Origin of the sequence: Streptomyces sp. BK79 (assembly GCF_044142145.1) — a bacterium.
GTDB lineage: Bacteria > Actinomycetota > Actinomycetes > Streptomycetales > Streptomycetaceae > Streptomyces.
In genome coordinates, this window is the sequence record NZ_JBHVOC010000016.1 from 134,292 (window position 1) to 157,464 (window position 23,173).

Sequence of the window (23,173 nt, forward strand, 5' to 3'; positions counted from 1 at the left end):
CCGACGTCGCTCGGAGACCAGGAGAACCGCCGGAAGGGAGCGCGCCGTGACCGACCACCGCCTCGAAGGACCGGGCGAGAGCGGCCACCCCGTGCCGCGGGACCTGCCGGACCAGCAGGCGGGCCCCGGCGACGACCCGTGGGAGGCCGCCGCCCCCACCCGCGAGCAGCTCGAACAGGGCCAGCGTCCCGACAGCGACGAGGACGACGACGAGGCGGACGGGTCCGACGAGGCCCGCGACGACGGAGGCGGTGCGGGGCCGGAGCCGGCGACCGCGCCGGACGCCGACGTCCCCGACACGGACGAGGCGGGCACGGGCCGGCAGGGCGCGCCCCACTCGGGCAACGTCCACCCGGAACACCCGGTCCCCGACGAGTCGCCCGGCTGACGGGCGCGGCGCCGGACGCAGGTACGGACACGTGGGGGCGGGACGGGCCTGGGCCCGCCCCGCCCCCACGTGTCCGCGGTGCTCAGCCGACCTTGCGCCCCCGCAGGGGTTCCGTGGCCGCGCCCGCGCCCTGCCGAAGGCCCTCCAGGAACTCCTCCAGCACCTCCGTCGCCGTGTGCTCCGGACGCCAGCCCAGCACCGCCCGCGCCCGTGTGCAGTCCATCAGCGGCAGCCGCAGCACCGCGTCGAACAGGTGCGGGGAGGCGGGGAGCAGGTGCAGCCCCCAGGCGGCGGCGATCGCCGAGCGGGCCGCGGTGCGGGGCAGCCGCACCGGACGCGCACCGGTCATCTCCCCGAGGAGTCCGGCGTCGACCGGCGGCTCGGCCGCGAGGTTGAACGGCCCCCGGGCGTCCTCGGAACGCACCGCCAGCCGGTAGGCGCCCGCCGCGTCGTCGGTGTGCAGGGCCTGCACCCGCAGACCGGGAACGTCCGGCAGGAACGGAAGGAGTTCCGGGCGCGCCAGCGGACCAGGCAGGAACCTGCCGCCGAAGATCCGGCGCTGCTCACTGGCCGACTCCCGCTTGAAGAGGAAGGCCGGCCGCATACGGACCACCCGGATGCCCGGGTGATCGCGTTCGAAGGTGTCCAGGGCGCGTTCCAGATACGCCTTCTCCCGGCAGTACGCGGCGTCCGGCCAGCCGTGCGTGGGCCAGGACTCGTCCACCGCGTGGTCCTTGGGGCCCGGCGAGTACGCGCCCACCGACGAGGCGTGCACCAGCGCCGGCACCCCGGCCGCGGCCACCGCCTCGAAGACCCGGATGGAGCCGAGCACGTTCGTCCGCCAGGTCGTCGCCGGGTCGTGCGTCGGCTGGAACGCCCAGGCGAGATGCACCACCGCGTCGGCGCCGGCGAACTGCCCGGTCAGGTCGGCCCGCTCCGAGGCCAGGTCGACCGCGGCCCACTCCGTCTTCGGCGGCGACCAGTCGGGGATCCGCCGGGCCAGCCCCCGTACGGAGGCGACCTCCGGATCCTCCGACAGAAGCCGCACCACGCTGGTGCCCACGTTGCCGGTGGCACCCGTGACCACGATCCTGCTGCCCGTCTCGCTGCTCACCTCGTGCTCCTCTCGGCCGCTTGCCGGTGCGGAGGCCACCGGGTACCCGTCCGGTGGGGGAGGCACGCGGGAACCGGCCGGGCACGTGCGTACCGGGTCGGCGGGCATGAAGAAGCCCCGACCGTGACGGGGGAATCACGGCCGGGGCGGACCGAGGTGGATACGGATGGCGGTCGCCTCTCGGCGGAACGCTCCACAGGGCTTCAGCCGAACGATCGTCCCTGTGGGCAGAAGGTGAGGCCCGGGGACACTGTCCCATCCGTACCCACGCCCTCTTCAACGGGGAAGCGCCCGCCGGTGTTCCGCCCTCCGTCGCGTCGCGCGGTGATGTCCCTCACTCCGGCTGGGCGTCCGGCACGATCTCGGCCCACAGGTTCTCCGCCTGCAGCAGCAGCGTTCCCAGGACCGCCGTCCGCGCGGCGCCCTGTCCGGCGTGCTCCCGCAGCCCCTCCTGCAACCGCCGGTGCAGTTCCTCCATCGTCGCCTCCGTGGCCTCCTCCGGACGGGCCTCGACGGCCTCGCCCAGCAGCCGGCCGGCCTCCGCGTGGCAGGAGTCGCCGAGCAGCTTCAGCAGACGGGCGTACAGGTCCAGAGCCGGTCCCTCGGGCGGTGCGGGGGTGCGGTGCTCGTCGGCCGCCACCACCAGCGTCCGGGTCAGCGCCGTGATGTTCCCGGTGACGCGGCCCCACCGCTGGTCCTCCTCCTCCGGCGGGACGGCGGCCGGCGCGCGGTGCAGCCTGCGCAGCGGACCGGACGTCAGCCGCAGGCTCTCCCGGCTCCAGGACCGGGCCGACTCCAGCGCCTCCACCCGCCGCTGCAGCCGCGCGGAGTCGCTCGTCCAGCCGGTCGTGGTCTGCGCGTCCCACTCGGCCTCCCGCAGGCCGGCGGCGACGGAGTGCAGGACGTCACCCGCCTCCCGGGCCAGCGCCGCGAGGTTCTCGCGCACGTCCCGCAGGTGGATCGGCGGCAGCACGAAGGCGTTGACCGCGACGCCGATCACCGCGCCGAGGGCCGCCTGCCCCACCCGGTGCCCGACCGCTGAGGCCGAGACCGCCGTGCCGGAGGCCAGGACGAACACCGCCGTGGTGGCCGTGTAGATGCCCTGTGGACCGAAGCGCGGCCAGTTCGCCATCAGCATCAGCACCGGCAGGGACAGCGCCAGCGCCCCCGTGGTGTCGTCCGTGATCGCCTGCGCCGCCGACGCCACCAGGGCACCGGTGCAGATCGCCGCGAACTGCTGCCCCGCCTGCCGCACCGAGCTGTACACGGTGGCCTGCACGAGGACCAGCGCCACCCAGGGCGCCATCAGCGCCATCGGGTCGTCCATCCACACGCCCGCCACGGCCCAGGCGATCAGCGCGGCACCCGCGGCCTTCAGCGACTGCACGACCAGGTCGCGCTCCCGCCCGGGCCCCCGCCACGCGGACCGCACGGCCCGCCCGACGGCAGCCGCCTCCCGCCCCACCGCGGCCACCGGCCGCCGTCCCCGGAGCGCCTCCCGGGCCGTACGCGTCACAGCGGTCATACGGCTGCGAGGGTCCGCGCGCGGCCCCGGCGCGCCCCGTACTCCGGCACGTCCGGGCGGCTCATGCGAACGGGCTCCGCTCCAGCGAGGCCAGCAGGTCGGCCGGGTCGGCGTAGACCGCGCCGGCGCCCGCCTCCTCCAGGTCGGCGCGGGGCAGACCGCCGCACAGTACCGCCACGCAGCGCACCCCGGCCCGGCTGCCCGCCCGCATGTCCCAGACGGTGTCACCGACGAACACGGCCCGCTCGGCCGGCACCCCGGCCAGCTCCAGGGCGTGCTCGACCGGCTCGGGGGCCGGCTTGCCCGCGTCGACGTCGTCGGCGCTCGCGGTGGCGCTGATCGCGTCGTCCGCGTCGATCGCGCGCCGCAGCGCGCCCAGCTCCGCGCCGCCCGCCGAGGTGGCGAGCACCACCTTCCACCCGTCGCCGGCCAGCCGGCGCAGCAGGTCCCCGGCGCCGGGCAGCGCCGGCAGGCGGTCGAAGTACTGCCCGTACAGCGCCTTGTGGGCGGCACTGAGCCGCGCGTCCTGGCCGGTGTCCCGGTCCTCGCCCAGCAGGTGCCCGACGAGGTCGGAGGAGGCCAGGCCGACGGCCCGGTGGACGGCGTGCATCGGCACCCGGTGTCCCGCCTGCCGGAATGCCTCCCACCAGGCCGTCACATGCAGGTGATTGGTGTCGACGAGGGTTCCGTCGACGTCGAACACGGCCGCCCGTTCCATGCGGAGTTCCTTTCCTGGTCCGTGGATCGTCCGCCGGGTACCACGTCAGCCGCTCGCCACTCCGGACGGTGTGCGGCCCTCCCGGGTCCAGGCCAGCAGCTCGTCCAGCGACCACGTCGTGATCACGCGGTCGGCGGGGATCCCGCACTCCTCGGCCCGTGCGCACCCGTGGATCTGCCAGTCCAGCTGGCCCGGCGCGTGCGCGTCGGTGTCGACGGAGAACAGCACCCCCGCGTCCACCGCCCGGCGCAGCAGCCGGCGGGGCGGGTCGAGCCGCTCCGGCCGGCTGTTGATCTCCACGGCCGTACCGGACTGGGCGCAGGCGGCGAACACCTCGTCCGCGTCGAACTCCGACTCCGGCCGCCCCCGCCCGGTGAGCAGCCGCCCGGTGCAGTGCCCGAGGACGTCCGCGTGCGGGTCGCGTACGGCGGCCACCATGCGACGGGTCATCGAGCGGGCGTCCATCCGCAGCTTGGAGTGCACGGACACCACGACGACGTCGAGCCGCTCCAGCAGCTCCGGCTCCTGGTCCAGCGAGCCGTCCTCGAGGATGTCGCACTCGATGCCGGTCAGCAGCCTGAACGGCGCCCAGGTCTCGTTCAGCTCCGCCACCACGTCCAGTTGCTCGCGCAGCCGCTCGGGGGACAGGCCGCGCGCCACCGTCAGGCGCGGCGAGTGGTCGGTCAGCGCCGCCCACTCGTGCCCGAGCGCCGCCGCGGCGCGGCCCATCTCCTCGATCGGGCTGCCGCCGTCGGACCAGTCGGAGTGCAGATGGCAGTCGCCGCGCAGCTTCTGCCGCAGCTCCTCACCGCCGGGTGCCAGGGGCGCCTCCGCCTCGCCCTCCAGCTTCTCCAGGTAGCCGGGCACCTCCCCGGCCAGCGCCTCGCGCGCGACCTGGGCCGTCTTGGGCCCGACGCCCTTGAGCGACTCCAGCGACGCGGCCCGCGCCCGCAGCTCGTCGGCGGGCAGCTCGCCGAGCACCCGGGCGGCGGTGCGGAACGCACGGACCCGGTACGTCGGTGCCTGGGACCGCTCCAGCAGGAACGCGATCCGCTCCAGCGCCTCCACGGGCTCCATCAGCAACCGCCTCCTCACCTGCGTCGCCGGCGCGTCCTCCTGTGGCACTCCAGAGTTCCCCAGCGTCCCGGGGCCCGCACCACGGGCCGGGCGGTTTGTCCGCGCCCCGGCCGGGTACTGCGACGCCCCGCACGGCGCTCCTGCGCGGCCGGCCGTACGGCCGCGCGTCCCGGGGAGCCGAGAACGCCGAAGGAGGCCGTCATGCCCACCCCCAGCCAGTCCGACGCCCGGGTGGCCGTCGTCACCGGCGCCGACTCCGGAATCGGCCGCGCCACCGCCGTACGCCTGGCCGAGGCGGGGATGGACGTCGGCATCACCTGGCACACCGACGAGGAGGGCGCCGAGCGGACCGCCGAGGAGGTCCGCGCCCTGGGCCGCCGGGCCGAGACCGCCCGCGTGGACCTGACCCGGCTGCCCGCGGCCGCGGACACCGTCGACGGGCTGTGCGAGCGGCTCGGCCGGATCGACGTCCTGGTCAACAACGCCGGTACGGGCACGGCCACGCCCTTCCTCGACCTGGGCCTGGACGACCTGCGGCACGTCCTGGACGTCGACCTGGCCGGACCCTTCCTGTGCGGGCAGAACGCGGCCCGGCGCATGATCCGGCAGGGCGGCGGCGGCCGGATCGTCAACGTGACCTCCGTCCACGAGCACCAGCCCCGGGTGGGCGCCGCCCCGTACTGCGCGGCCAAGGGCGGCCTCGGCCTGCTCACCCAGGTCATGGCGATCGAGCTGGCCGAGCACGGCATCACCGTCAACGCGGTGGCGCCGGGCGAGATCGCCACGCCCATGACCGGCCAGGAGGACACCGATCCGCACACCGAGCGCCGGCCGGGCGTGCCCCTCGGCCGGCCCGGCGACGCCCGCGAGGTCGCCGCGGTGATCGCCTTCCTCGCCGGGCCCGACGCCTCGTACGTCACCGGCGCGTCCTGGAGCGTGGACGGCGGCATGCTCCGGATGGGCCCGATGGCCGGATCCCATCTGACGGGTGACGACTGGCGGCGGCCCTGACGGGCCGTACCGCCCGGTGGGTCCGCTCGCCCAGCGGTCAGCGGGTCTTGCGGCCTACCCTCGATGCATGACCGAAATCGACAGCCCGCACATCGGCAGTCCGCGGATTCTCGTGCTCCGGGTCCAGCCGGGCACTCCGCCGTTCCGGATCGTGGAGATCGACGGCCAGGTGGTCGGTGAGGCCAGGGCGGTCACCGACGTACTGGAGGCCGCCGCGGCCTTCGGCATCACGGTCCACGACCTCGACGACCCGGACGTGGTCCGCTGGGTGGGCGGGGACAAGTTCACCTGGACGCTGCACTAGCCCGTGCGCCCGCCCCCGCCCGGGTGCCTCAGCCGACCGTCCACTTCTGGTTGGCGCCGCCCGTGCACGTCCAGATCTGCAGGCGGGTGCCGTTGGCCGAGCTGTTGCCGGTGGCGTCGAGGCACTTGTCGGCCTGCGGATTGACGAGGTCGCGCGCCGCGGTGAGGACCCAGCGCTGGGCGGCGCTGCCGTTGCAGTCCCACAGCTGGACGGCCGTGCCGTCCGCCGTCCCGCCGCCGCTCACGTCCAGGCACTTGCCGAGCGCCCGGACCGTGCCGTCGGCGCCCACCGTCCACCGCTGGGCGGCGGTGCCGTTGCAGTCGTAGAGCTGGACGGGGGTGCCGTTGGCGGAGTTCGCCGCGGCGACGTCCACGCACTTGCCGGCCAGGCCGCGGATGGCGCCGCCCGCTCCCGAGTCGCTCGTCGTCACCGACACGTGGTCGACCACCAGCGACTGCGGGAAGACCGTGGAGGCGTCCGGGTCGCCGGGCCAGTAGCCGCCGACCGCGAGGTTGAGGATCAGGAAGTACGGCCGGTTGAACACCCACTGCTTCCCGCCCAGGTCGGCCGGGGTGCGCCGCTGGTAGACCGTGCCGTCCACCGACCAGGTGATCGAGTCGGGCGCCCAGTCGACGGCGAAGGTGTGGAAGTCGTCCGCGAAGGCCCGGCCCCCCGGCAGGGTGTAGCCGGCGCCGATGCCGCCCGCGCCGGAATAGCCGGGGCCGTGGAGCGTGCCGTGCACGGTGGAGGGCTCGAACCCGACGTTCTCCATGATGTCGATCTCGCCGGAGTCCGGCCAGTTCACCGGGGTGCCGAGCATCCAGAACGCGGGCCACATGCCCTGCCCGCGCGGCACCTTCATCCGCGCCTCGACGTGCCCGTACTGGGCGGTGAACTTCCCGGAGGTGTTGAGCCGGGCGGAGGTGTACTGGCAGGTGCCGTACCAGCACTGGTAGCCGGCCGGGTTCTCCTTGCGGGCCGTGATGACCAGGTGGCCCTGGCCGTCCAGGGCGGCGTTCCGGTTGCCGGCGGTGTAGTACTGCCGTTCGTGGTTGTTGACGTTGTCGCCGGTCTCGATCTGCCACTTCGAGGAGTCGACGGCCGCGCCGGCCGGACCGTCGAAGGTGTCGGAGAACGCCACGGCGGCGGCAGCGGCGGGGGCGGCTTCGGCAGGTGCCGGTTGTGCCCGGGCGGGACCGGTCACGAGGGACGCGGCCAGCCCGGCGGACAGGGCGGCGGCGAGGAGACATCTGCGGAGCAGGCGTGGACGGGCCACGGCTCTCCCTTCCGTACGGCGTCCCGGACAAGGGAGCGCCGACCGAGGTGGGGGGTAAGGGCGTCTCCTCTTGATTCAAGTAGTGAAGTAAGGGGTGGTCAATACCTTGGTACGGACCACTCCTCACTTCACTCGGTGCCGGGCCCGTCCCGGGCGCCGACCCGTCTCAGGCGCGGGGCTTGCGTGCGTGCACCGCGCGGCTCATCCGCCGGCCCAGCAGCAGGTAACCGATCAGCGCGCCCGTGGTGTTGAGGATGACGTCGTCGATGTCGAAGGCCCGCCCGGTGACCAGGGCGCCCTGCGCGAACTCGACCAGCAGCATCACCACGGCCGTCAGGAGCAGTACCTTCAGCAGTCCCCGGGTGCGCGGGGCGACGACCGGGACGAGCACCCCGAACGGGACGCCCAGCAGGATGTTCCCGCCGATCTGCTTGACGGCGTCCCGCAGGGCCGGCTGGTCCAGATAGGCCTTCAGCGAACGCCCGGGATGCATGTTGGTGTGCGTCAGCGCCTCCGACGCGGGGGAGGGGTTCAGCGTCAGCCGCGCCAGCACCACCGCGAAGGCCACCATGAAGACGAACACGCACAGCGTGGCCAGCAGGCGCAGCGGCAGGGGGAGCGGACGCCGCTCGTCGGCGTCGGGCTTCTCGGTACGGGCGGTGCGTGGGCGCAGTAGGGAGCGCGACCCCGAGGCGGTGCGTGTCATGCGGTTCTCCAGTCGTCGACTTCCCGGCGTGGCGGAGCGGTTACCCGCGGAACGGGCGAGGATGCCCGGGTGGGCGGCCCCGGCCCTTCAGGACCCGTAGGTCACGCGCACCTCCTCGAAGCCGAGGGAGTGCAGCAGGCCCTTGAGCATCGCCGTGGTGTTGCCCTCGGCCCGCGCCTTGAGCTCGCTGTCCTTCGCCGCGTCGCCGATGTGCCGGGCGGCGAGCTTCTGCACGGCCTGTTCGCCGTTCGGGTTGTCGGAGAACAGGTCGCCGAGGCGGTCGAGGAGCCCGCGCTGCTTGGACACGGCGTAGGAGCGCTCCGGGTCGAGGGCCGGTTCGCCGAGCGCCGCGTGCGGCAGCCGGAGCGTGGCCGAGGTGCGGTCGCCGTTGACGGTCACGTCGTCCTCGCCCACCTTGCCGAGGTCCACGTAGGCGTCGACGGTGCCCGCCCCGACGTAGAGCGTGCGGGTGCCGCGGATGGCGTCGGGCAGCAGCTTGGCGTCCTTCTCCAGGTCCACGACGACCTGGAAGTTGCCGGAGGCGGCCTCGTAACGGCTGATGTCCTGGACGGACTTGAGCAGCGCGGGGCCCGAACGGTCCTGGGTCTCGGTGCCGAACAGGTCCTTCAGCCCCGGGACGACGCTCAGCCGGAGCCCCGCGAACAGTACGACGAGGACCAGCACGAGCGCGCCCAGCGCCTTCGCCCAGCCGGGCACGCGCCCGGGGAGCTTCCTGACGGGAGTCGTCATGGCGACGGCCCTCCTTCCTAGAGTCCGCATGCCCCCCATCTCCCGGGCCAGACGCAGCAGTTGGCGCCGGGGCCTGGGGAGGGGCACGGAGGGCGCGGGCGGCGGTTCAGCGCGGCGGCTTCAGCGGACGGTCCGCACAGGGCCGGGACGACCAGACCGCCTCCCCGCGGGTGAGCCCCGGCAGCACCAGCTCGGCCTCCCGCACCCGCCGGGCGGGCAGTTCGCCGGTGACCAGCCACGCGGGGCCGCCGCCAGTCGTACCGGTGACGTCCGCGCCCAGCGCGGCGAGCCGGGCGGTCACCGCGGCCAGCGCGTCCGCCGGGACCTCCGCCTCGAAGGCGTGGTACGGCTCGTACAGCAGGGTCCCGGCGCGCCGCAGGGCCCGGCGCAGCACGATCGGGGTCAGCCCCCGGAAGTCGGCGGCGGTGCTCACCGGGGAGCTGAACCCGGAACGGGTCAGGGTGACCCGCCAGTCCGTGACCTCGGCGCCGGTCAGACCGGTCAGCAGCGTGGCGTGGACCGTCTCCTCGACGGCCTGGTGGAAGGCGCGGGGCAGGGCGCCCAGCTCCGTCTCGTAGGCGAAGACGCCGCCCGATCCGCGCGGCCCCGGCTCGACGCGCAGCCCGACCGTCGCCCAGTACCTGGTGCGGTCCAGCCACGGCATCTCCTCCCACGCCTCGCCGGTGCCGGCCGGACGCTCCAGGAACCGGACGCGGCCCGGCGCGAACTCGGCCTCGATGCCGAAGTCCTCGGCCAGCGTCGCCGCGAGCACCTCCATCTGGACCTCGCCGTACAGGAGCAGGGACGTGGCGCCGGACGCCGCCGGGCGGGCGTGCAGCAGCGGGTCCTGGTCGGCCAGCGCGAGCAGGGCGGAGCGCAGCGGCGCCGCCTGTTCCGGGCGCCGGGCGCGGACCAGGGTCTCGAGCGTCGGCGGCGCGAACTGCGGGGCGCGGTCGGTCAGCCCGCCGAGCCGGTCGCCGACGCGCGCGCCGCCGGACAGGGTGAGCGCCGCGATGTTCCCGGCGGTGAGCGTCCCGGACCGCCCGACCACGTCGAGGCGCGTCACCCGGCCGGAGACCTCGGTGACCCGTCCGTCGGCCTCGCGCCGCAGGAAGGTCAGCCGCTGACGCGGGCGCACCTCACCGTCGTACAGCCGCAGGTACGCCGTCCGCTCGCCGCCCGGGCCGGGGCGCACGGCGAACACCGTGCCGCGCGGCTGGGACGGGTGTCCCGCTCCCGGCGCGGCGGGCGGGACCAGCCGGACGAGGTCCTCCACCAGCTCCGCGACGCCCTGGCCGCCGAGTGCGGAGCCGTGGTGGAGCGGGTGGAAGGAGCCGTCGGCGGTACGGGCGGCGAGCGCGGCGGCGAGGTCCGCGGCGGTCGGTCCGGGACCGTCCACGAGAGCGGCGAGGATGCCGGGGTCCACCTCGGCCAGCGCCTGCGCGGTCCCTTCGTCCGGCGGGCGGCGCGTGACCCGGGCGTGCGCGGTGCCGGCGCCCGTGACCTCGGTGAGCGGTGCGACGTGCGGCGTCAGCAGGCGCCGGACGTCGGCGAGCAGGGCGTCGGGACGCGCGCCCGCCCGGTCGACCTTGTTGACGAACACCAGCGTGGGCAGCCGCAGCCGGCGCAGGGTGCGCATCAGCACCCGGGTGCGCGCCTGTACGCCCTCCACGGCGGACAGCAGGAGCACCGCGCCGTCCAGGACCTCCAGGGCGCGTTCGACCTCGGCGATGAAGTCGGAGTGGCCCGGCGTGTCGATCAGGTTGACCTGGGTGTCGCCGACGGTGAACGCGGCGACGGCGGAGCGGATGGTGATGCCCCGGCGGCGCTCGATCCCGCCGTCGTCCGTCCGGGTGTCGCCGGCGTCGACGCTGCCGAGCCGGTCGACGGCGCCGTGGTCGAACAGGAGCCGTTCGGTGAGGCTGGTCTTACCGGCGTCGACGTGGGCCAGGATGCCGATGTTCAGGGTGTGCGGGGCGTGCGGGGTCTGCTGCATGCGGGGGCGAGTCCTCGATGACCGTGGGCCGGAAGGGGCACTGGGTGATGTCGAGGAGTCGGCGCATGGGAGGGATCCTGACCTGAGGGACGACGGACGCCGTCATCATGGCGCCCGGCCCCGCCGGGGCCGCAACCGGTTTTCCGTAAGCTGGAGGCCCCGGCCGGACACGATCACGCGAGGAGCGGTCCGTGCGAGACATCGCCGTGTTCAGCGGTAGTGCCCACCCCGAGCTGGCCGAGGAGGTCTGCGCGCAGCTGGGTGTGCCCCTCAGCCCCACCCGGGTCAGCCGGTTCGCCAACGACTGCCTGGAGGTGCAGCTGAAGGCCAACTGCCGGGAGCGTGACGTCTTCCTGGTCCAGCCCCTGGTCAAGCCGGTCCAGGAACACCTCGTCGAGCTGCTGCTGATGTGCGACGCGGCCCGCGGGGCGTCGGCCGGCCGCATCACCGTCGTCATGCCGCACTACTCCTACGCCCGCTCCGACAAGAAGGACGCGCCCCGCATCTCGCTCGGCGGTCGCCTGGTGGCGGACCTGCTGGTGGCGGCGGGCGCGAGCCGGGTCCTCGCCATGACCCTGCACTCGCCGCAGGTGCACGGGTTCTTCCCGGTGCCGGTCGACCACCTGCACGCGCTGCGCGAACTGGCCGCGCACTTCGGGCGCTACGACCTGTCCCGCACCACCGTGGTCTCCCCGGACCTCGGCAACGCCAAGGAGGCCGCCGCCTTCGCCCGGATGCTGGGCGCCCGGGTCGCGGCCGGCGCCAAGCAGCGGTACGCCGACGACCGGGTCAGCATCAGCGCCGTGATCGGGGACGTCGCCGGGCGCGACGTCATCGTGCTCGACGACGAGATCGCCAAGGGCAGCACGGTGCTGGAACTCCTCGACCGGCTGCGGGAGGCCGGGCCGCGCACCATCCGCCTCGCGTGCACGCACGGGTTGTTCGCGGCCGGAGCCCTCGCGCGGCTCAGTGAGCAGCCGGACGTGCTGGAGATCGTGTGCACCAACACCGTGCCGGTGCCGGCCGGCGACCACACGGACAAGCTGCGGATCCTGTCCATCGCCCCCGCGCTCGCCGAGGCCGTGCGCCGCATCCACAACGGCGAGTCGGTCAGCGCCCTGTTCGACGCCCCGCCGGCGGGCTGACGGCGCCGAGCGCCTCCTCCAGGGTCGGCCGGGGCGGCAGGAGCCGGGCCAGGCCGGCGATCCGGATCATGCGCAGGGTGAGCGGGTGGGCGCACACCAGGTGCACCCGCCCGCCCCGGTCGAGCACCCGGCTGCGGGCCCGGTACAGCAGCCGCAGGCCGGAGCAGTCGAAGAACTCGATCCCGCTCAGGTCGAGGACGACCAGGGCGTCGGGGCGCTCCGTCTCCCGGTCCAGGAGCGGGGCGATCTCCGCGGCCGAGGCGATGTCGATCTCGCCGTGGAACTCCAGCACCGTGTGCCCGCGGTCGCGGCGCACGCGCAGGTGCCGGGTGGGCGACGCGGATTCCTGCCGCACGACGACCTCGCTTCCAGCCTGTTCCGAGTGCTCGACCGCGCCTGCTCGACCGCGCGTGCCCGGCTGCCCGTCTTCGACTACCTGCCGAACTGCCACCACTGCTCGGGAAGTTACCCCGATCGAGCGAATTTGAGCATGTTCATTTGACATATGTCATCGAAATCTCACACCCGATTACTCAGTCGACCACGAGGACCAGCTTGCCCGTGGTGCGGCCGGTCTCGCCGAGCGCGTGCGCCTCGGCCGCGTCGGCCAGCGGGAACGTCCGGGCGATCGTCGCCCGCAGCTTCCCCGCCTCGACCAGGGCGGAGATCTCCCGCAGGTCCGCCCGGTCGGCGTCGACCAGCATCCGCACCGCCCGCACGCCGAGCCGCTCGGCCTCCTCGTAGAAGTCGTCCGGCCCGACCGGCAGGATCGACACCACCACCCCGCCCGGGCGCAGCACCCGCAGCGAGCGCAGGGAGGTGTCGCCGCCGATCGTGTCCAGGACGACGTCGACGTCCTTCACCGCCTCGGCGAAGTCGGTCTCCCGGTAGTCCACCGTCTCGTCCGCGCCGAGGGACCGCAGGAACTCGTGCTTCCCGGCGCTCGCGGTGCCGATCACGTGGGCTCCCCGGGCCTTGGCGATCTGCACCGCCACGTGGCCCACACCGCCGGCCGCCGCGTGGATCAGCACCCGCTGTCCCGGCCGTACCTCGGCCCGCTCCACCAGCGCCTGCCACGCGGTCAGCGAGACCAGCGGCAGCGCGCCCGCCTGGACGTGGTCGACGCCGGCCGGCTTGTGCGTGAAGGTGCGCGCGGGAGCCGTCACGAACTGCGCGTGGGAGCCGTGGCCGAAGGGATAGGAGAGCATGCCGAAGACCTCGTCGCCGGGCCGGAACGCGGCGACGCCGATGCCCACGGCCTCGACCACCCCCGAGACGTCCCACCCCAGCACGAAGGGCGGCTCGCCGAGGAAGCCGCCGTTGGCCCGGTGCTTCCAGTCGGTCGGGTTGACCCCGGCCGCATGCACCCGCACGAGCACCTCGTTGGGGCGCGGATCAGGGCGCTCGACCCGTACTTCTCTCAGGACCTCGGGACCGCCGAGGGCGTCCTGGCTGATGGCTCGCATGGTGTTCACGTCGCTCATGGTCACCCAGCCTGCCGTGCTCCGCCACGTCGGGGAAACCGTGCGTCCGCCCCCTGGCGGAGCGTGACGGAATCCTCACTTCCGCCGGGCCGCGAAATTGATCTTTTAGCCTTCCCAACGGATAAGCTCCTTGGCGGCGCTGCGAGTTGACACGATCGCGTCGGGTCGCTCGCGGTGCGTACTCATGAGTGCGGTCCCCATGCACACCTCCCCCGGTTGCACACCCCCCGTTCGATTGCTTCGAAGGATGCAGATGGAACTCGCCACTCCGCCACCGGCGGCGCGGGCCCCCGTCGCCTGGTACAGCTGGTGGCTGATGCCACTGGGCCTGGGAGGCGGGACGGTGGCCGCCACGTTCATGAGCACGGAGCGAATAACCGTGGCCGTCGCCGGTGCGGCGGCGACGGCGGCCGGCACCCTGTGCGTACGCCTCCTGCTGCGCACCCGGACCCGGTTGGACCGGGCGGAGCAGGCCCACCGCGCCGGGCAGACCGAGCACTCCCAGCAGTGGCAGCGGCACGTGGCCGGCCTGGAGCGGACGTTCGCCGCCGAGCGCGCCGCCCTGGAGGCACGGCTCACCGAGCAGGCGCAGGCGTACGAGGACCGGCTGGCGGAGCAGACCCGGACCTGCGAGGACCGTCTGGCCGAGCAGGCCAGGATCGGTGAGGACCGCCTCGCCGAGCAGAGCGAGGCCTGGCAGGAGCGGCTGAGCCACCAGTCGGCGGCGGTCGCCCGGCTCGCCGACGAACAGCTGCCCGACGCCATGCGCAGGCTGCGCGCCGGTGACGCCATCGACGACATCCTGCCGACCGTCGAGCAGTGCGCGAAGGTCGGCGCCGACCTCCAGGCGGAACTGCGCAAGGTCCTCAGGACCGCCCTGATCGGGATCGAGGCGGAGTTCGACCGCTCGACCTCCGCGGAGCAGGCCGTCATCGGTGTGGGCAACCGCATCCACGTGCTGACCAGCAAACTCCGTGGCCGTCTGCACGAGCTGCAGGGCGAGCACGGACGGCTGCCCGCCGTCGCCCGGGGCCTGATGGAACTCGACCAGGCCATCGGCCCCGCCGACTGCCTCGCCGCCAGCATCGGCGTGCTCGGCGGCTCCGACCGTCCGGGCCGGCAGTGGCAGGAACCCCAGCGCCTGCTGAGCGTGATGCGCGGCGGCATCGGCCGGATCAAGGACTTCCACCGCGTCCAGGTGCGCCACCTGCCCGAACTGGGCGTCGACGGCGGTCTGGTGGACCACCTCACGCTGGTCTTCGCCCATCTGCTGGACAACGCGGCGCGCTACTCGCCGCCCACCGAGCCGGTGGTCGTCTCCGGCAAGGAGGTCCCCAACGGTGTCGGCATCGAGATCCAGGACTCCGGCAAGGGCCTGAGCGAGGAGAAGAAGCGCGAGGCCCAACACGCCCTCGCGGGCACCTCGCCGGGCGCGGGACTCGGCGGCATCTCGGAGGACGCCAACATCGGCCTGCGCGTCGTCGGCGCGCTCGCCCGCCGCTACGGCATCCGGGTGACCTTCGCCGACTCGCCGTGGCTGGGCACCTCCGTCGTGGTCGTCGTACCCCACAAGTACTTCAGCCCGCTGCCGGCCGCCACGAGCGGCCCGCAGGCTCCTGAGGCCCCCGTGACACCGCCCGCCACCGAGGCTCCGGCACCCGGACCGGGCCAGGCCCCGCACCCGGCCGGCGCCCCGGCACCCGAGGGCGGCGACGGCGGTGAGACCACCCCGGGCGGCCTGCCCCGGCGCCGCAGCAGGCGCGACGAGCCGGCCGCTCCTCCCCGCCCCGCCACCCCCTCCCGCCCCGCCGGGTCCGACCCGTACGCCGACCGGGCCCGCCCGGCGGACCGGGGCGCCGTCGCCGCCGTACCGCCCGACGCCTCCTTCGCCGGCCTCGCCGCGTTCGCCACCGCCGGACGCGAGCCGGGCGCGGCGGCCGGCGCGTCCCCGCCCGGGACCGCCGACGCCCCTGACACGACCACCGGTGGCGCGTCCACCGAGCACCGCACTGAAGAGAGCGACTAGTCCCCATGACGCACCAGGGAACCGACGTGAGCTGGGCGCTCCGCGACCTTGTGGAGAGCATCCAGGAGATCCGCTTCGCCCTCGTGGCCTCCAGCGACGGCAAGGCCATCACCTCCTACGGCGCCGAAGACCCCGACGACGTGGACCGTTTCGCCGCCGTGGTGGCCGGACTGCAGGCGCTGGCCCAGCCGGTCGCGGAGCAGTTCCCGCAGCACGCGGGGCAACTGCGGCTGGCGATGATCGAGGTCGACGGCGGGCACCTCTTCGTCGTGCGCGCGGGCCTGGAGACGTACCTCGGCGTCCTCGCCCGCGAGGGTCTCGACCAGGGCCTGCTGGGCCATCAGATGCGCGACCTGGCCCGCAGGATGGGTGAACTCCTCGGCACCACTCCGCGCCAGGAGGAGCACTCTGGATGAGTGCTCCCCGCCGGCCGGCCGATCCGTCCGGTCTCGAGCGCTACTACGTCCTCACCGGAGGGCGCAGCGGGCCGGGCGGTCCGGCGGCGACCCTCGACGTGGCGACCCTCGTCGTCTCCCGTGCCGCTCCCTCACCGGGCATGCAGCACGAGCACGAGGAGATCCTGAGGCGTTGCCGCGAGCCGCTGTCGGTGGCCGAGCTCGGCGCCCATCTCGACCTGCCGTTCAACATTCTCGCGGTGCTGCTGTCCGACCTGCTCCAGGCGGGCAGCGTCGAAGCCCGTGATCCCATCCCGGCGCACGACGCCGGCCGCGGGCCCGACCTCGCGCTCCTTGAGGAGGTACTCAGTGGACTTGAAAGGCTTTGACCGACCGGGGTCACCGACGTCCGGGGACACCCGCTCGGTGAAGGTGATGATCGCCGGCGGCTTCGGCACGGGCAAGACCACCATGGTCCGGTCCGTCAGCGACATCAAGCCGCTGACCACCGAGGAGACCCTCACCCAGGCCAGCGCCGACGTCGACCGCCTCATCGGCGTCGCCGACAAGACGCAGACCACGGTCAGCCTGGACTTCGGCAAGATCAGTCTCAACGACACGCTGATGCTGTACCTGTTCGGCACCCCGGGGCAGGAACGGTTCTGGTTCCTGTGGAACGGCCTGTTCAAGGGTGCGCTCGGCGCGGTCGTCCTGGTGGACACCCGGCGGCTGGCCTCCAGTTTCCGGGCGATCGAGGAGATGGAGCGGCAGAAGGTCCCCTTCGTCATCGCCCTCAACGTCTTCCCCGACTCCCGCGACTACCCCGTCGAGGAGATCCGGGACGCCCTGGACATCCCCCCGCACACGCCGGTCGTCGCCTTCGACGCGCGCGACCGCGCCGCCAGCCGCGATGTGCTCGTCACCCTGATACGGCATCTGAAGGACCGCTCGGCCGCCGCCCTGGAGCCCCGATGAACGACGACCCCACCCCGTCCGGCGCCCCCGGAGGCGGGTGCCCCGTCGCCCGGGGCGGGGGAGCCACCCGGCTCTACGGACCCGACGCGGCGACCGACCCGCACGCCATCTACGCGCGGCTGCGCGAGGAACACGGGTCCGTCGCGCCGGTGCTGCTCGAAGGGGACGTGCCCGCCTGGCTGGTGCTCGGGTACCGGGAGAACCGGCGGGTGCTGGACAACCCCCTCCAGTTCAGCCGCGACTCGCGGATCTGGCGGGACTTCCGGGACGGCCGCGTCGAGGCGACGTCGCCGCTGACGCAGATGGTGGGCTGGCGCCCCGACTGCGTCTCCCAGGACGGCGAACCGCACCGCCGGCTGCGGGGGGCGGTGACCGACAACCTGTACGCCGTGGCCGGCCGGGGCATCCGCCGGCACGTCACGCACTTCGCGAACAAGCAGATCGACGCCTTCGCCGACGCGGGCCGCGCCGACCTGGTGGCCGACTTCGCCGAGTACCTGCCCATGCTGGTCCTCACCCGGGTCTTCGGCCTCGCCGAGCGGGAAGGGCGCACCCTCGCCGAGTCCAGCAACCAGGTGATCAAGGGCGGCGCGGACGCCCTCGCGCACAACGAGCGCATCATGGGCATCCTCGGCGAACTCGCCGAGCGCAAGCGCGCGGAGCCCGGCTCCGACTTCGCCTCCGGTCTCATCGGGCACCCCGCCGGCCTGGACGAGGACGAGATCGTCAACCACCTGCGTCTGGTGCTGATCACCGCCCACACCACGACCAGCAACCTGCTGGCCCGCACGCTCCAACTGGTCCTGGCCGACACGTCCTGGCTCTCCGGACTGGTCAGCGGGCAGCTGAACCTGTCCACGGTCGTGGAGGAGGTGATGTGGAACTCCCCGCCGCTCGCCGTGCTGCCGGGCCGCTTCGCCACCGCCGACCTGGAACTCGGCGGCTGCCCGGTCAAGGAGGGCGACCTGCTGGTGCTGGGCCTCGCGGCCGGCAACCGCGACCCCGACATCCGCCCCGACACCGGCGTCTCGGTCCAGGGCAACGCCTCGCACCTCGCCTTCAGTTCCGGCCCGCACGAGTGCCCGGGCCAGAACATCGGCCAGGCCATCATCGAGACCGCCGTCGACGTCCTGCTGCACCGCCTCCCGGGCCTGCGCCTGGCCGTGCCGCCGGCCGACCTCACCTCCACGGCCTCCACCTGGGAGTCACGGCTGGACAGCCTGCCGGTGGAGTTCACGGTCTGAGGCACGGACGGCTGCGGCACGGACGGCTGTGGCGCGGCACGGAGGTGGGAGAAGCGGGCCGGGAGGTGCGGAGCCGCACCGCGTCGTCGCCCGGCCGGAGCACTCCGGCCGGGCGACGCGCCCGTCTCACACGGCGAGCAGGTCGTCCACCGAACCCCGCCCGGCCAGTTCCGCCGTGGCCACCGGACCCTCCTTGTCCGCCGCGTAGCGGCCGGTGGTCAGCGCCCACTCGTAGTTGCCGCTGATCCAGTGCTGGATGGCCTCCACCCCCATCGCCACCCGCGCCCGCTCGTCCGCGTCCAGCCCCAGCTCGTCGCACATCCGCGGCACCCGGGCCTCCAGGGCGAGGTACTCGTCGAGACGGGCGGTGGTCATCCGGTGCGCCTCGGCGGCGGCCTCCCGCCACGAGCAGCCCCGCTCCCGGTGCAGTACCGCGATGAGGTTGTGTCCGTCCCCGCGGCGGCGCTCGCGCTCGAAGGAGTGGACGTCGTTCATGAACCCGATGGTGTCCGCGGCCAGGTCCCGCATCCGCTCCATCAGCGGATGCGCCATCGCCGCGGCGGGCACCTCGAAGCCACGGCTGCGCTCGCCCGCGTCGATGCTGTGGTGGATGCCGACCGTACGGCGCCGGAAGACCGTGTACGCGTCCAGTCCGAGGCTCCCCGCCCGGCCGCGGGCAGCCAGGTCGACCTCCTCGCAGTGCGCGACCAGGAAACGCCCCCAGGACGCGGCGAACCGCGACGTCCAGGTCAGGGACATGCCATCCGAGAGGCGCTTCCAGACCTCGGCCCAGGCCAGCGTGATGGGGCACTCCACCCTCGGCGGCGTCCCGGCCGGGCGCAGCGGGGTGGCGATGAGCTCCCGCGCCACCTCCGCTATGCGTTCCGCGCGGTCCGGGCGGGCGGCGTCGAACTGGTCGTCGAAGAGGAAGGCCAGGGAGAACCAGTTCATCAGCACGACCATGTCGTCCGCCGACGCGTGGGGATAGGTGCGGGCCGCCGCCTGCGCGAGGTCCCAGGACTCGTACTCCTCGAAACCGGCCCGGCTGCGCACCAGCCCCCGCTCGCGCACCCAGCGCAGGTGCCGGGCGCGGGCCTGGGCCAGATACGGGCTGACGGGGGTGTCGAAGGGGAGGTCGAACCGGACGTCCTGAGGCATGTGCTTCCTTTCGGGGAGCGGAACGCAGAGTCCCCCCGCCCTGCGAGCGGGCGGCCGCGACCGCCCGCACACTCGAACTGGGCTTCCCGGTCCGAAAGTCGAACCGAGAGGCGTTACGAGGCTGCCCCGGCCCCAAATGATCTACACGGCGGCCGTTCGTGATCTTGGTTACGGCTCGCGCCCCGTCGGCCGCGTACACTCCCGGCCCGCTGTCCAGCCGAACTGACGCGTGACGGACGGTGGTTGGCGGCCGACTGATTCCGCCTGACCGGGATATCCGCAAGGACAGAGGGCACGGGGCACGACGGCCCAGCGCCCGGAATCCTTCGGAGGAGACATGGCACTGGTCAACGCGGGCGTCGTGGTGCTCGACTGCGCCGAGCCCGAGAAGCTCGCCGAGTTCTACAAGAGTCTGCTCGGCGCGGAAGAGACCGAGGTGACCGCGAACCGGGTCGAGATCGAAGGGCCCAGCGGGATGCGCATGGCGTTCCGGCGGGACGTCAACGCGACCCCGCCGAGCTGGCCCCGCCCCGAGAACTCGCTCCAGGTCCACCTGGACTTCGTGGTGGACGACCTGGACGCGGCCGAGCGCGGGATCGTGGGCCTCGGCGGACGCCCGCTGGAGGCCAAGGACCCCGCCGGGCCGCACGAGGAGCGCGGCTTCTCCGACCCGGCCGGCCACTCCTTCACCGTCCGCGGCGCCCTCACACCGACGGCACCCAAGCAGGGGTAGGGCCCGCTGCCGGGTGCCGTCGGGGGGCGTCGGGGCGGGGGCGCCGCCCCGTGCGGTCAGTCGCGTCCGCCCTTTTCGCCCACCGGCCAGACGCCGGTCGAACGCTCGATGGCCTTGGCGCCCGTCCGGTCCACGGCGCTGCGCACGGCGGCGAAGATGGCCCCCTGGATCGCGGCGGCCAGCAGGATCTCACCCCAGCCGCGGTCCGGGTCCAGCGCGTCGGGCGCGTCGTCCTCGTGCCGGATCACCTTCCAGGTCTTCTGGAAGGCCATTCCGGCCAGCGCGCCGCCCGCCCAGCCCAGCACGAAGCCGACGGGCTTGTAGGCGAGGGGGAGCGTCTTCTTCTTTTTCTTGCCCACGGATGTCTCCTTGCGTTCGATGATGTGAATCGGCGACCGGCCGGCCCGCGGATGCGGTGTCCGGCCCGGTCGTACGGTCAGGGCCTGCCCCGCCCCGGGACCGCCTCGTCGGCGCGGACCGGCTGAGGGGGTGTCCCGTCGCCGAACGGCCGGCCGCCCAGTTCCTGCCGGTGATGGGGCGTGAGCCAGCCGGACAGGTCGGGTCCCAGGGGTACGACGGCGGTCGGGTTGATGCCGGTGTGCACCTGGTAGTAGTGGCGCTTGATGTGGTCGAAGTCGACGGTGTCGCCGAAGCCGGGCGTCTGGAACAGGTCGCGCACGTACCCCCACAGCACCGCGTTCTCCGTCAGCTTCCAGCGGTTGCACTTGAAGTGGCCGTGATAGACGGCGTCGAAACGGACCAGGGTGGTGAACAACCGGATGTCCGCCTCCGTGATCGTGTCACCGACCAGGTACCGCTGCCGTTCCAGTCGGGGTGCCAACTGCTCCAGACGGCGGAACACGCCCGCGCACGCGGCCTCGTACTCCTCCTGGCCGGTGGCGAAGCCGGCCCGGTACACGCCGTTGTTGACGTCCTCGTAGACGCCCGCCATCACCTCGTCGATCTCGTCGCGCAGGGCGTCCGGATACAGGTCGGGGGCGCCGGGACGGTGCAGGGACGTCCACTCGGTCGCGAGGTCCAGGGTGATCTGCTGGTAGTCGTTGGTGACCAGCTTCCCGCTCGGCACGTCCACGACCGCGGGCACGCTCACCCCGCCCGGGTAGCCGGTCTCCCGCCGGTCGTAGGCCTCACTGAGGTAGCGGATGCCGAGCACCGGGTCGCGGCCGTCGGGGTCCAGCGTGAAACGCCAGCTGCGGTCGTCCTGGATCGGATCGGCGACGGCCAGGGACAGGGCGTCCTCCAGGCCGAGCAGCCGGCGGGAGACCAGGGCGCGGCTGGCCCAGGGACAGGCCCGGCTCACCACCAGCCGGTAGCGGCCCGGCTCCACCGGCCAGCCGTCCCGGCCGTCCGCGGTGATCCGGTCCGCGAAGTGGCTCTTGGACCGCTTGAACGCCTTCCTGCCGTAACCGCTGTTCCCGGGCGTTCCGCCGTCGCCGCTCATGGGCCCGCCTTCCCGTTGTGCGTGTGTCTTCAGGGACGCGTTCCCCGTTTTCGGCCGTCGGCACTGGTGGGCCACCCACAAGGCGGGTGTGAGCCACGCGGGCGGGGGCAGTCGGCCCCTCGTGAGTGGGACAGTGTCGAAGGACCAGCCGGACCGGACCACCGGGGAGCCGGAAGCGCGTACGACCGAGGAGAACGCGGAGGAGAACGCCGAGGACGCGGCGGACCGCCGTACCCGCGTCACCGTGCTGGTGGCCCTGGCGGCCAACCTGGTGATCGCCGTGGCCAAGGCGGTGGGCGGCCTGCTCGCGGGATCGCCGGCGCTGCTGTCGGAGGCGGCGCACTCGGTGGCCGACAGCATGAACGAGGTCTTCCTCCTCGCCGCGCTGCGCCGCAGCCGCCGCCCCGCCGACCGCAAACACCCCTTCGGCTACGGCAAGGAACGGTTCTTCTGGTCGTTGCTGGCGGCCGTCGGCATCTTCGTCATGGGCGGCTGCTTCTCCTTCTACCAAGGTGTCGAGGCCCTGCGCACCGGCGCCCAGGAGGAACTCGGCGGCTACGTGGCCGGGCTGATCGTGCTCGGCGTCGCCCTGCTCGCCGAGGGCGGCTCCCTGCTGCGCGCCCTGCACCAGGTGCGGGGCCAGGGCGGACTCTCCGCCGGTCTGCGCGACCCGGCCCTGCGCACGGTCGTCGCCGAGGACGGCACCGCGGTGCTCGGCGTGACCCTCGCCATGACCGGCATGGTCCTGCACATGGTCACCGGTCAGGTGGTCTGGGAGGCCTGCGCGTCACTCGCGATCGGCGCACTGCTCGTGTACGTGGCCTACCGGCTGGGCCGCGAGGCCCGGGACCAGCTGATCGGCGAGGCCGCCGACGCGGAGTCCAGCGGACGGATCCGGTCGCTGCTGCGGGCCCAGCCGGAGATCGACAGCGTCGAGGCGCTGTTCACGATGAAGACGGGCCTCGACTCCACCCTCGTGGCCGCCCGCGTCGATCTGGTGCCGGGCCTGGACAGCGAGCGGGTGGAGGAGGTCGCCGTGCGCATCAAGAGGTCGATCGCGCGCACCGTTCCCGAGGCGGACCAGATCTTCCTCGACGTCACCGACCGGCTCGCGCGGGAGACGGCACGAAGCCCCGCCGCGACGGGGGAACGCGGCGGGGCCTGACCCACGTGTTCCCGGCCCGCGTCGGTCCATGCACGCGGATCCGGGAGACTTCCCGGCGCCCGGTTCAGCCGGCGTCGGCCGGTTCCAGGACGAAGACCGGGATCTCCCGGTCCGTCTTCTCCTGGTAGTCCGCGTACGGCGGATAGGCCGCCACGGCACGCTCCCACCACTCGGCCTTCTCCGGGCCCGTCACCTCACGGGCCGTCATGTCCTGTTTCACCGGGCCGTCCTGGAGCTCGACGTGGGGGTCGGACTTCACGTTGTGGTACCAGACGGGGTGCTTGGGCGCCCCGCCCAGGGACGCCACCACGGCGTACCGGCCCTCGTGCTCGACGCGCATCAGCGGCGTCTTGCGGATCTTCCCGCTGCGCGCGCCGCGGGTGGTCAGCACGATCACCGGCATGCCGGTGTCCAACAGGGTCGTGCCCTTCGTGCCGCCCGAGCTCTCGTACAGCTCGACCTGTTCGCGCACCCACTGCGTCGGGCTGGGTTCGTACTCGCCCTCAAGAGGCATGGCATCC

General features: G+C 73.6%; 25 protein-coding genes. 11 read left to right on the forward strand and 14 right to left on the reverse strand.

What is annotated here, in order from left to right; all coding sequences use genetic code 11:
* Nucleotides 1-46: 46 nt before the first annotated feature.
* Nucleotides 47-388 carry a hypothetical protein gene (locus ACFIF2_RS21255; RefSeq protein WP_395574771.1) on the forward strand — a complete coding sequence of 114 codons (342 nt, stop codon included), beginning with the start codon at nt 47-49 and terminating at the stop codon, nt 386-388.
* 82 nt (nt 389-470) lie between these two features.
* Here ACFIF2_RS21255 and ACFIF2_RS21260 read toward each other — a convergent pair whose 3' ends face one another.
* From ACFIF2_RS21260 to ACFIF2_RS21275, 4 genes are all read right to left on the reverse strand, one after another.
* Nucleotides 471-1,502: an SDR family oxidoreductase gene (locus ACFIF2_RS21260; RefSeq protein WP_395574772.1), complete on the reverse strand. Its 1,032-nt coding sequence runs from the start codon at nt 1,500-1,502 to the stop codon at nt 471-473.
* 334 nt (nt 1,503-1,836) lie between these two features.
* Complete coding sequence (locus tag ACFIF2_RS21265; RefSeq protein ID WP_395574773.1) at nt 1,837-3,027, reverse strand: aromatic acid exporter family protein; 1,191 nt, start codon at nt 3,025-3,027, stop codon at nt 1,837-1,839.
* Nucleotides 3,028-3,088: 61 nt separating this feature from the next.
* Nucleotides 3,089-3,745, reverse strand: a complete 657-nt coding sequence (locus ACFIF2_RS21270; RefSeq protein WP_395574774.1) for an HAD family hydrolase — start codon at nt 3,743-3,745, stop codon at nt 3,089-3,091.
* A gap of 45 nt (nt 3,746-3,790) precedes the next feature.
* Nucleotides 3,791-4,822 (reverse strand): PHP domain-containing protein, encoded by a 1,032-nt coding sequence (locus tag ACFIF2_RS21275; RefSeq protein ID WP_395574775.1) that lies wholly within the window; start codon nt 4,820-4,822, stop codon nt 3,791-3,793.
* Between the two features lie 201 nt (nt 4,823-5,023).
* Between ACFIF2_RS21275 and ACFIF2_RS21280 the strand changes: the two genes are divergently transcribed.
* A complete protein-coding gene (locus ACFIF2_RS21280; RefSeq protein ID WP_395574776.1) occupies nt 5,024-5,833 on the forward strand; it encodes an SDR family oxidoreductase in 810 nt (269 codons plus the stop codon).
* A gap of 67 nt (nt 5,834-5,900) precedes the next feature.
* Nucleotides 5,901-6,137 (forward strand): hypothetical protein, encoded by a 237-nt coding sequence (locus ACFIF2_RS21285; protein WP_019327704.1) that lies wholly within the window; start codon nt 5,901-5,903, stop codon nt 6,135-6,137.
* A gap of 28 nt (nt 6,138-6,165) precedes the next feature.
* Here the strand turns inward: ACFIF2_RS21285 and ACFIF2_RS21290 are convergent, their stop codons facing one another.
* The 4 genes from ACFIF2_RS21290 to otr(A) all read right to left on the reverse strand — a co-directional run bounded on the left by ACFIF2_RS21290 (nt 6,166) and on the right by otr(A) (nt 10,865).
* Nucleotides 6,166-7,413 (reverse strand): ricin-type beta-trefoil lectin domain protein, encoded by a 1,248-nt coding sequence (locus tag ACFIF2_RS21290; RefSeq protein ID WP_395574777.1) that lies wholly within the window; start codon nt 7,411-7,413, stop codon nt 6,166-6,168.
* 166 nt (nt 7,414-7,579) lie between these two features.
* On the reverse strand, nt 7,580-8,119 hold the full coding sequence (locus tag ACFIF2_RS21295) for a VanZ family protein (protein ID WP_395574778.1): 540 nt from the start codon (nt 8,117-8,119) through the stop codon (nt 7,580-7,582).
* A gap of 87 nt (nt 8,120-8,206) precedes the next feature.
* Nucleotides 8,207-8,869: a DUF4230 domain-containing protein gene (locus ACFIF2_RS21300; RefSeq protein WP_395574779.1), complete on the reverse strand. Its 663-nt coding sequence runs from the start codon at nt 8,867-8,869 to the stop codon at nt 8,207-8,209.
* Between the two features lie 106 nt (nt 8,870-8,975).
* Complete coding sequence (gene otr(A) / locus ACFIF2_RS21305) at nt 8,976-10,865, reverse strand: tetracycline resistance ribosomal protection protein Otr(A) (RefSeq protein WP_395574780.1); 1,890 nt, start codon at nt 10,863-10,865, stop codon at nt 8,976-8,978.
* Between the two features lie 191 nt (nt 10,866-11,056).
* Here otr(A) and ACFIF2_RS21310 point away from each other — a divergent pair, with 191 nt between their 5' ends.
* Complete coding sequence (locus tag ACFIF2_RS21310) at nt 11,057-12,010, forward strand: ribose-phosphate diphosphokinase (protein WP_395574781.1); 954 nt, start codon at nt 11,057-11,059, stop codon at nt 12,008-12,010.
* On the opposite strand, the gene ACFIF2_RS21315 is transcribed toward ACFIF2_RS21310, so the two are convergent.
* Together ACFIF2_RS21315 and ACFIF2_RS21320 are read right to left on the reverse strand one after the other, a co-directional pair.
* Nucleotides 11,976-12,365 (reverse strand): anti-sigma factor antagonist, encoded by a 390-nt coding sequence (locus ACFIF2_RS21315; protein WP_395574782.1) that lies wholly within the window; start codon nt 12,363-12,365, stop codon nt 11,976-11,978. The genes ACFIF2_RS21310 and ACFIF2_RS21315 overlap by 35 nt on opposite strands.
* A gap of 178 nt (nt 12,366-12,543) precedes the next feature.
* Nucleotides 12,544-13,494 carry an NADP-dependent oxidoreductase gene (locus ACFIF2_RS21320; protein ID WP_395574783.1) on the reverse strand — a complete coding sequence of 317 codons (951 nt, stop codon included), beginning with the start codon at nt 13,492-13,494 and terminating at the stop codon, nt 12,544-12,546.
* Between the two features lie 253 nt (nt 13,495-13,747).
* Between ACFIF2_RS21320 and ACFIF2_RS21325 the strand changes: the two genes are divergently transcribed.
* Genes ACFIF2_RS21325 through ACFIF2_RS21345 form a run of 5 tightly spaced genes read left to right on the forward strand, consistent with a single transcriptional unit; the run spans nt 13,748 to nt 18,134 of the window.
* Entirely contained in the window at nt 13,748-15,520 is a 1,773-nt protein-coding gene (locus ACFIF2_RS21325) for an ATP-binding protein (RefSeq protein ID WP_395574784.1), read from the forward strand.
* A 5-nt stretch (nt 15,521-15,525) separates the two neighbouring features.
* On the forward strand, nt 15,526-15,936 hold the full coding sequence (locus ACFIF2_RS21330) for a roadblock/LC7 domain-containing protein (RefSeq protein ID WP_019327713.1): 411 nt from the start codon (nt 15,526-15,528) through the stop codon (nt 15,934-15,936).
* Complete coding sequence (locus tag ACFIF2_RS21335) at nt 15,933-16,304, forward strand: DUF742 domain-containing protein (RefSeq protein WP_395574785.1); 372 nt, start codon at nt 15,933-15,935, stop codon at nt 16,302-16,304. Before ACFIF2_RS21330 ends, ACFIF2_RS21335 begins: the two co-directional genes overlap by 4 nt.
* Entirely contained in the window at nt 16,285-16,890 is a 606-nt protein-coding gene (locus ACFIF2_RS21340; RefSeq protein WP_395574786.1) for a GTP-binding protein, read from the forward strand. The genes ACFIF2_RS21335 and ACFIF2_RS21340 overlap by 20 nt, the downstream gene beginning before the upstream one ends.
* Nucleotides 16,887-18,134: a cytochrome P450 gene (locus tag ACFIF2_RS21345; protein WP_395574787.1), complete on the forward strand. Its 1,248-nt coding sequence runs from the start codon at nt 16,887-16,889 to the stop codon at nt 18,132-18,134. Before ACFIF2_RS21340 ends, ACFIF2_RS21345 begins: the two co-directional genes overlap by 4 nt.
* 126 nt (nt 18,135-18,260) lie before the next feature.
* Here the strand turns inward: ACFIF2_RS21345 and ACFIF2_RS21350 are convergent, their stop codons facing one another.
* Nucleotides 18,261-19,292 (reverse strand): 7-epi-alpha-eudesmol synthase, encoded by a 1,032-nt coding sequence (locus tag ACFIF2_RS21350; RefSeq protein ID WP_395574788.1) that lies wholly within the window; start codon nt 19,290-19,292, stop codon nt 18,261-18,263.
* A 337-nt stretch (nt 19,293-19,629) separates the two neighbouring features.
* Here ACFIF2_RS21350 and ACFIF2_RS21355 point away from each other — a divergent pair, with 337 nt between their 5' ends.
* Nucleotides 19,630-20,025, forward strand: coding sequence for a VOC family protein (locus ACFIF2_RS21355; RefSeq protein WP_395574789.1), 396 nt, complete (start codon nt 19,630-19,632; stop codon nt 20,023-20,025).
* Nucleotides 20,026-20,081: 56 nt separating this feature from the next.
* Here the strand turns inward: ACFIF2_RS21355 and ACFIF2_RS21360 are convergent, their stop codons facing one another.
* Together ACFIF2_RS21360 and ACFIF2_RS21365 are read right to left on the reverse strand one after the other, a co-directional pair.
* Entirely contained in the window at nt 20,082-20,384 is a 303-nt protein-coding gene (locus ACFIF2_RS21360) for a DUF4235 domain-containing protein (RefSeq protein ID WP_395574790.1), read from the reverse strand.
* 77 nt (nt 20,385-20,461) lie between these two features.
* Entirely contained in the window at nt 20,462-21,487 is a 1,026-nt protein-coding gene (locus ACFIF2_RS21365) for a glutathione S-transferase family protein (RefSeq protein ID WP_395574791.1), read from the reverse strand.
* A gap of 244 nt (nt 21,488-21,731) precedes the next feature.
* Between ACFIF2_RS21365 and ACFIF2_RS21370 the strand changes: the two genes are divergently transcribed.
* Complete coding sequence (locus tag ACFIF2_RS21370; RefSeq protein ID WP_395574856.1) at nt 21,732-22,652, forward strand: cation diffusion facilitator family transporter; 921 nt, start codon at nt 21,732-21,734, stop codon at nt 22,650-22,652.
* A 64-nt stretch (nt 22,653-22,716) separates the two neighbouring features.
* On the opposite strand, the gene ACFIF2_RS21375 is transcribed toward ACFIF2_RS21370, so the two are convergent.
* Nucleotides 22,717-23,166, reverse strand: coding sequence for a nitroreductase family deazaflavin-dependent oxidoreductase (locus ACFIF2_RS21375; RefSeq protein ID WP_395574792.1), 450 nt, complete (start codon nt 23,164-23,166; stop codon nt 22,717-22,719).
* Between the last annotated feature and the right edge of the window lie 7 nt (nt 23,167-23,173).

Excerpts from the sequence above, each read along its gene's own strand:
- ACFIF2_RS21300 (WP_395574779.1), bottom strand. The coding sequence starts at position 8,869 with ATGACGACTCCCGTCAGGAAGCTCCCCGGGCGCGTGCCCGGCTGGGCG.
- ACFIF2_RS21285 (WP_019327704.1), top strand. The coding sequence starts at position 5,901 with ATGACCGAAATCGACAGCCCGCACATCGGCAGTCCGCGGATTCTCGTG.
- ACFIF2_RS21280 (WP_395574776.1), top strand. The coding sequence starts at position 5,024 with ATGCCCACCCCCAGCCAGTCCGACGCCCGGGTGGCCGTCGTCACCGGC.
- ACFIF2_RS21330 (WP_019327713.1), top strand. The coding sequence starts at position 15,526 with ATGACGCACCAGGGAACCGACGTGAGCTGGGCGCTCCGCGACCTTGTG.
- ACFIF2_RS21295 (WP_395574778.1), bottom strand. The coding sequence starts at position 8,119 with ATGACACGCACCGCCTCGGGGTCGCGCTCCCTACTGCGCCCACGCACC.
- ACFIF2_RS21345 (WP_395574787.1), top strand. The coding sequence starts at position 16,887 with ATGAACGACGACCCCACCCCGTCCGGCGCCCCCGGAGGCGGGTGCCCC.
- ACFIF2_RS21325 (WP_395574784.1), top strand. The coding sequence starts at position 13,748 with ATGGAACTCGCCACTCCGCCACCGGCGGCGCGGGCCCCCGTCGCCTGG.
- ACFIF2_RS21335 (WP_395574785.1), top strand. The coding sequence starts at position 15,933 with ATGAGTGCTCCCCGCCGGCCGGCCGATCCGTCCGGTCTCGAGCGCTAC.
- ACFIF2_RS21355 (WP_395574789.1), top strand. The coding sequence starts at position 19,630 with ATGGCACTGGTCAACGCGGGCGTCGTGGTGCTCGACTGCGCCGAGCCC.
- ACFIF2_RS21375 (WP_395574792.1), bottom strand. The coding sequence starts at position 23,166 with ATGCCTCTTGAGGGCGAGTACGAACCCAGCCCGACGCAGTGGGTGCGC.
- ACFIF2_RS21270 (WP_395574774.1), bottom strand. The coding sequence starts at position 3,745 with ATGGAACGGGCGGCCGTGTTCGACGTCGACGGAACCCTCGTCGACACC.
- ACFIF2_RS21275 (WP_395574775.1), bottom strand. The coding sequence starts at position 4,822 with ATGGAGCCCGTGGAGGCGCTGGAGCGGATCGCGTTCCTGCTGGAGCGG.
- ACFIF2_RS21265 (WP_395574773.1), bottom strand. The coding sequence starts at position 3,027 with ATGACCGCTGTGACGCGTACGGCCCGGGAGGCGCTCCGGGGACGGCGG.
- ACFIF2_RS21320 (WP_395574783.1), bottom strand. The coding sequence starts at position 13,494 with ATGAGCGACGTGAACACCATGCGAGCCATCAGCCAGGACGCCCTCGGC.
- ACFIF2_RS21365 (WP_395574791.1), bottom strand. The coding sequence starts at position 21,487 with ATGAGCGGCGACGGCGGAACGCCCGGGAACAGCGGTTACGGCAGGAAG.
- ACFIF2_RS21350 (WP_395574788.1), bottom strand. The coding sequence starts at position 19,292 with ATGCCTCAGGACGTCCGGTTCGACCTCCCCTTCGACACCCCCGTCAGC.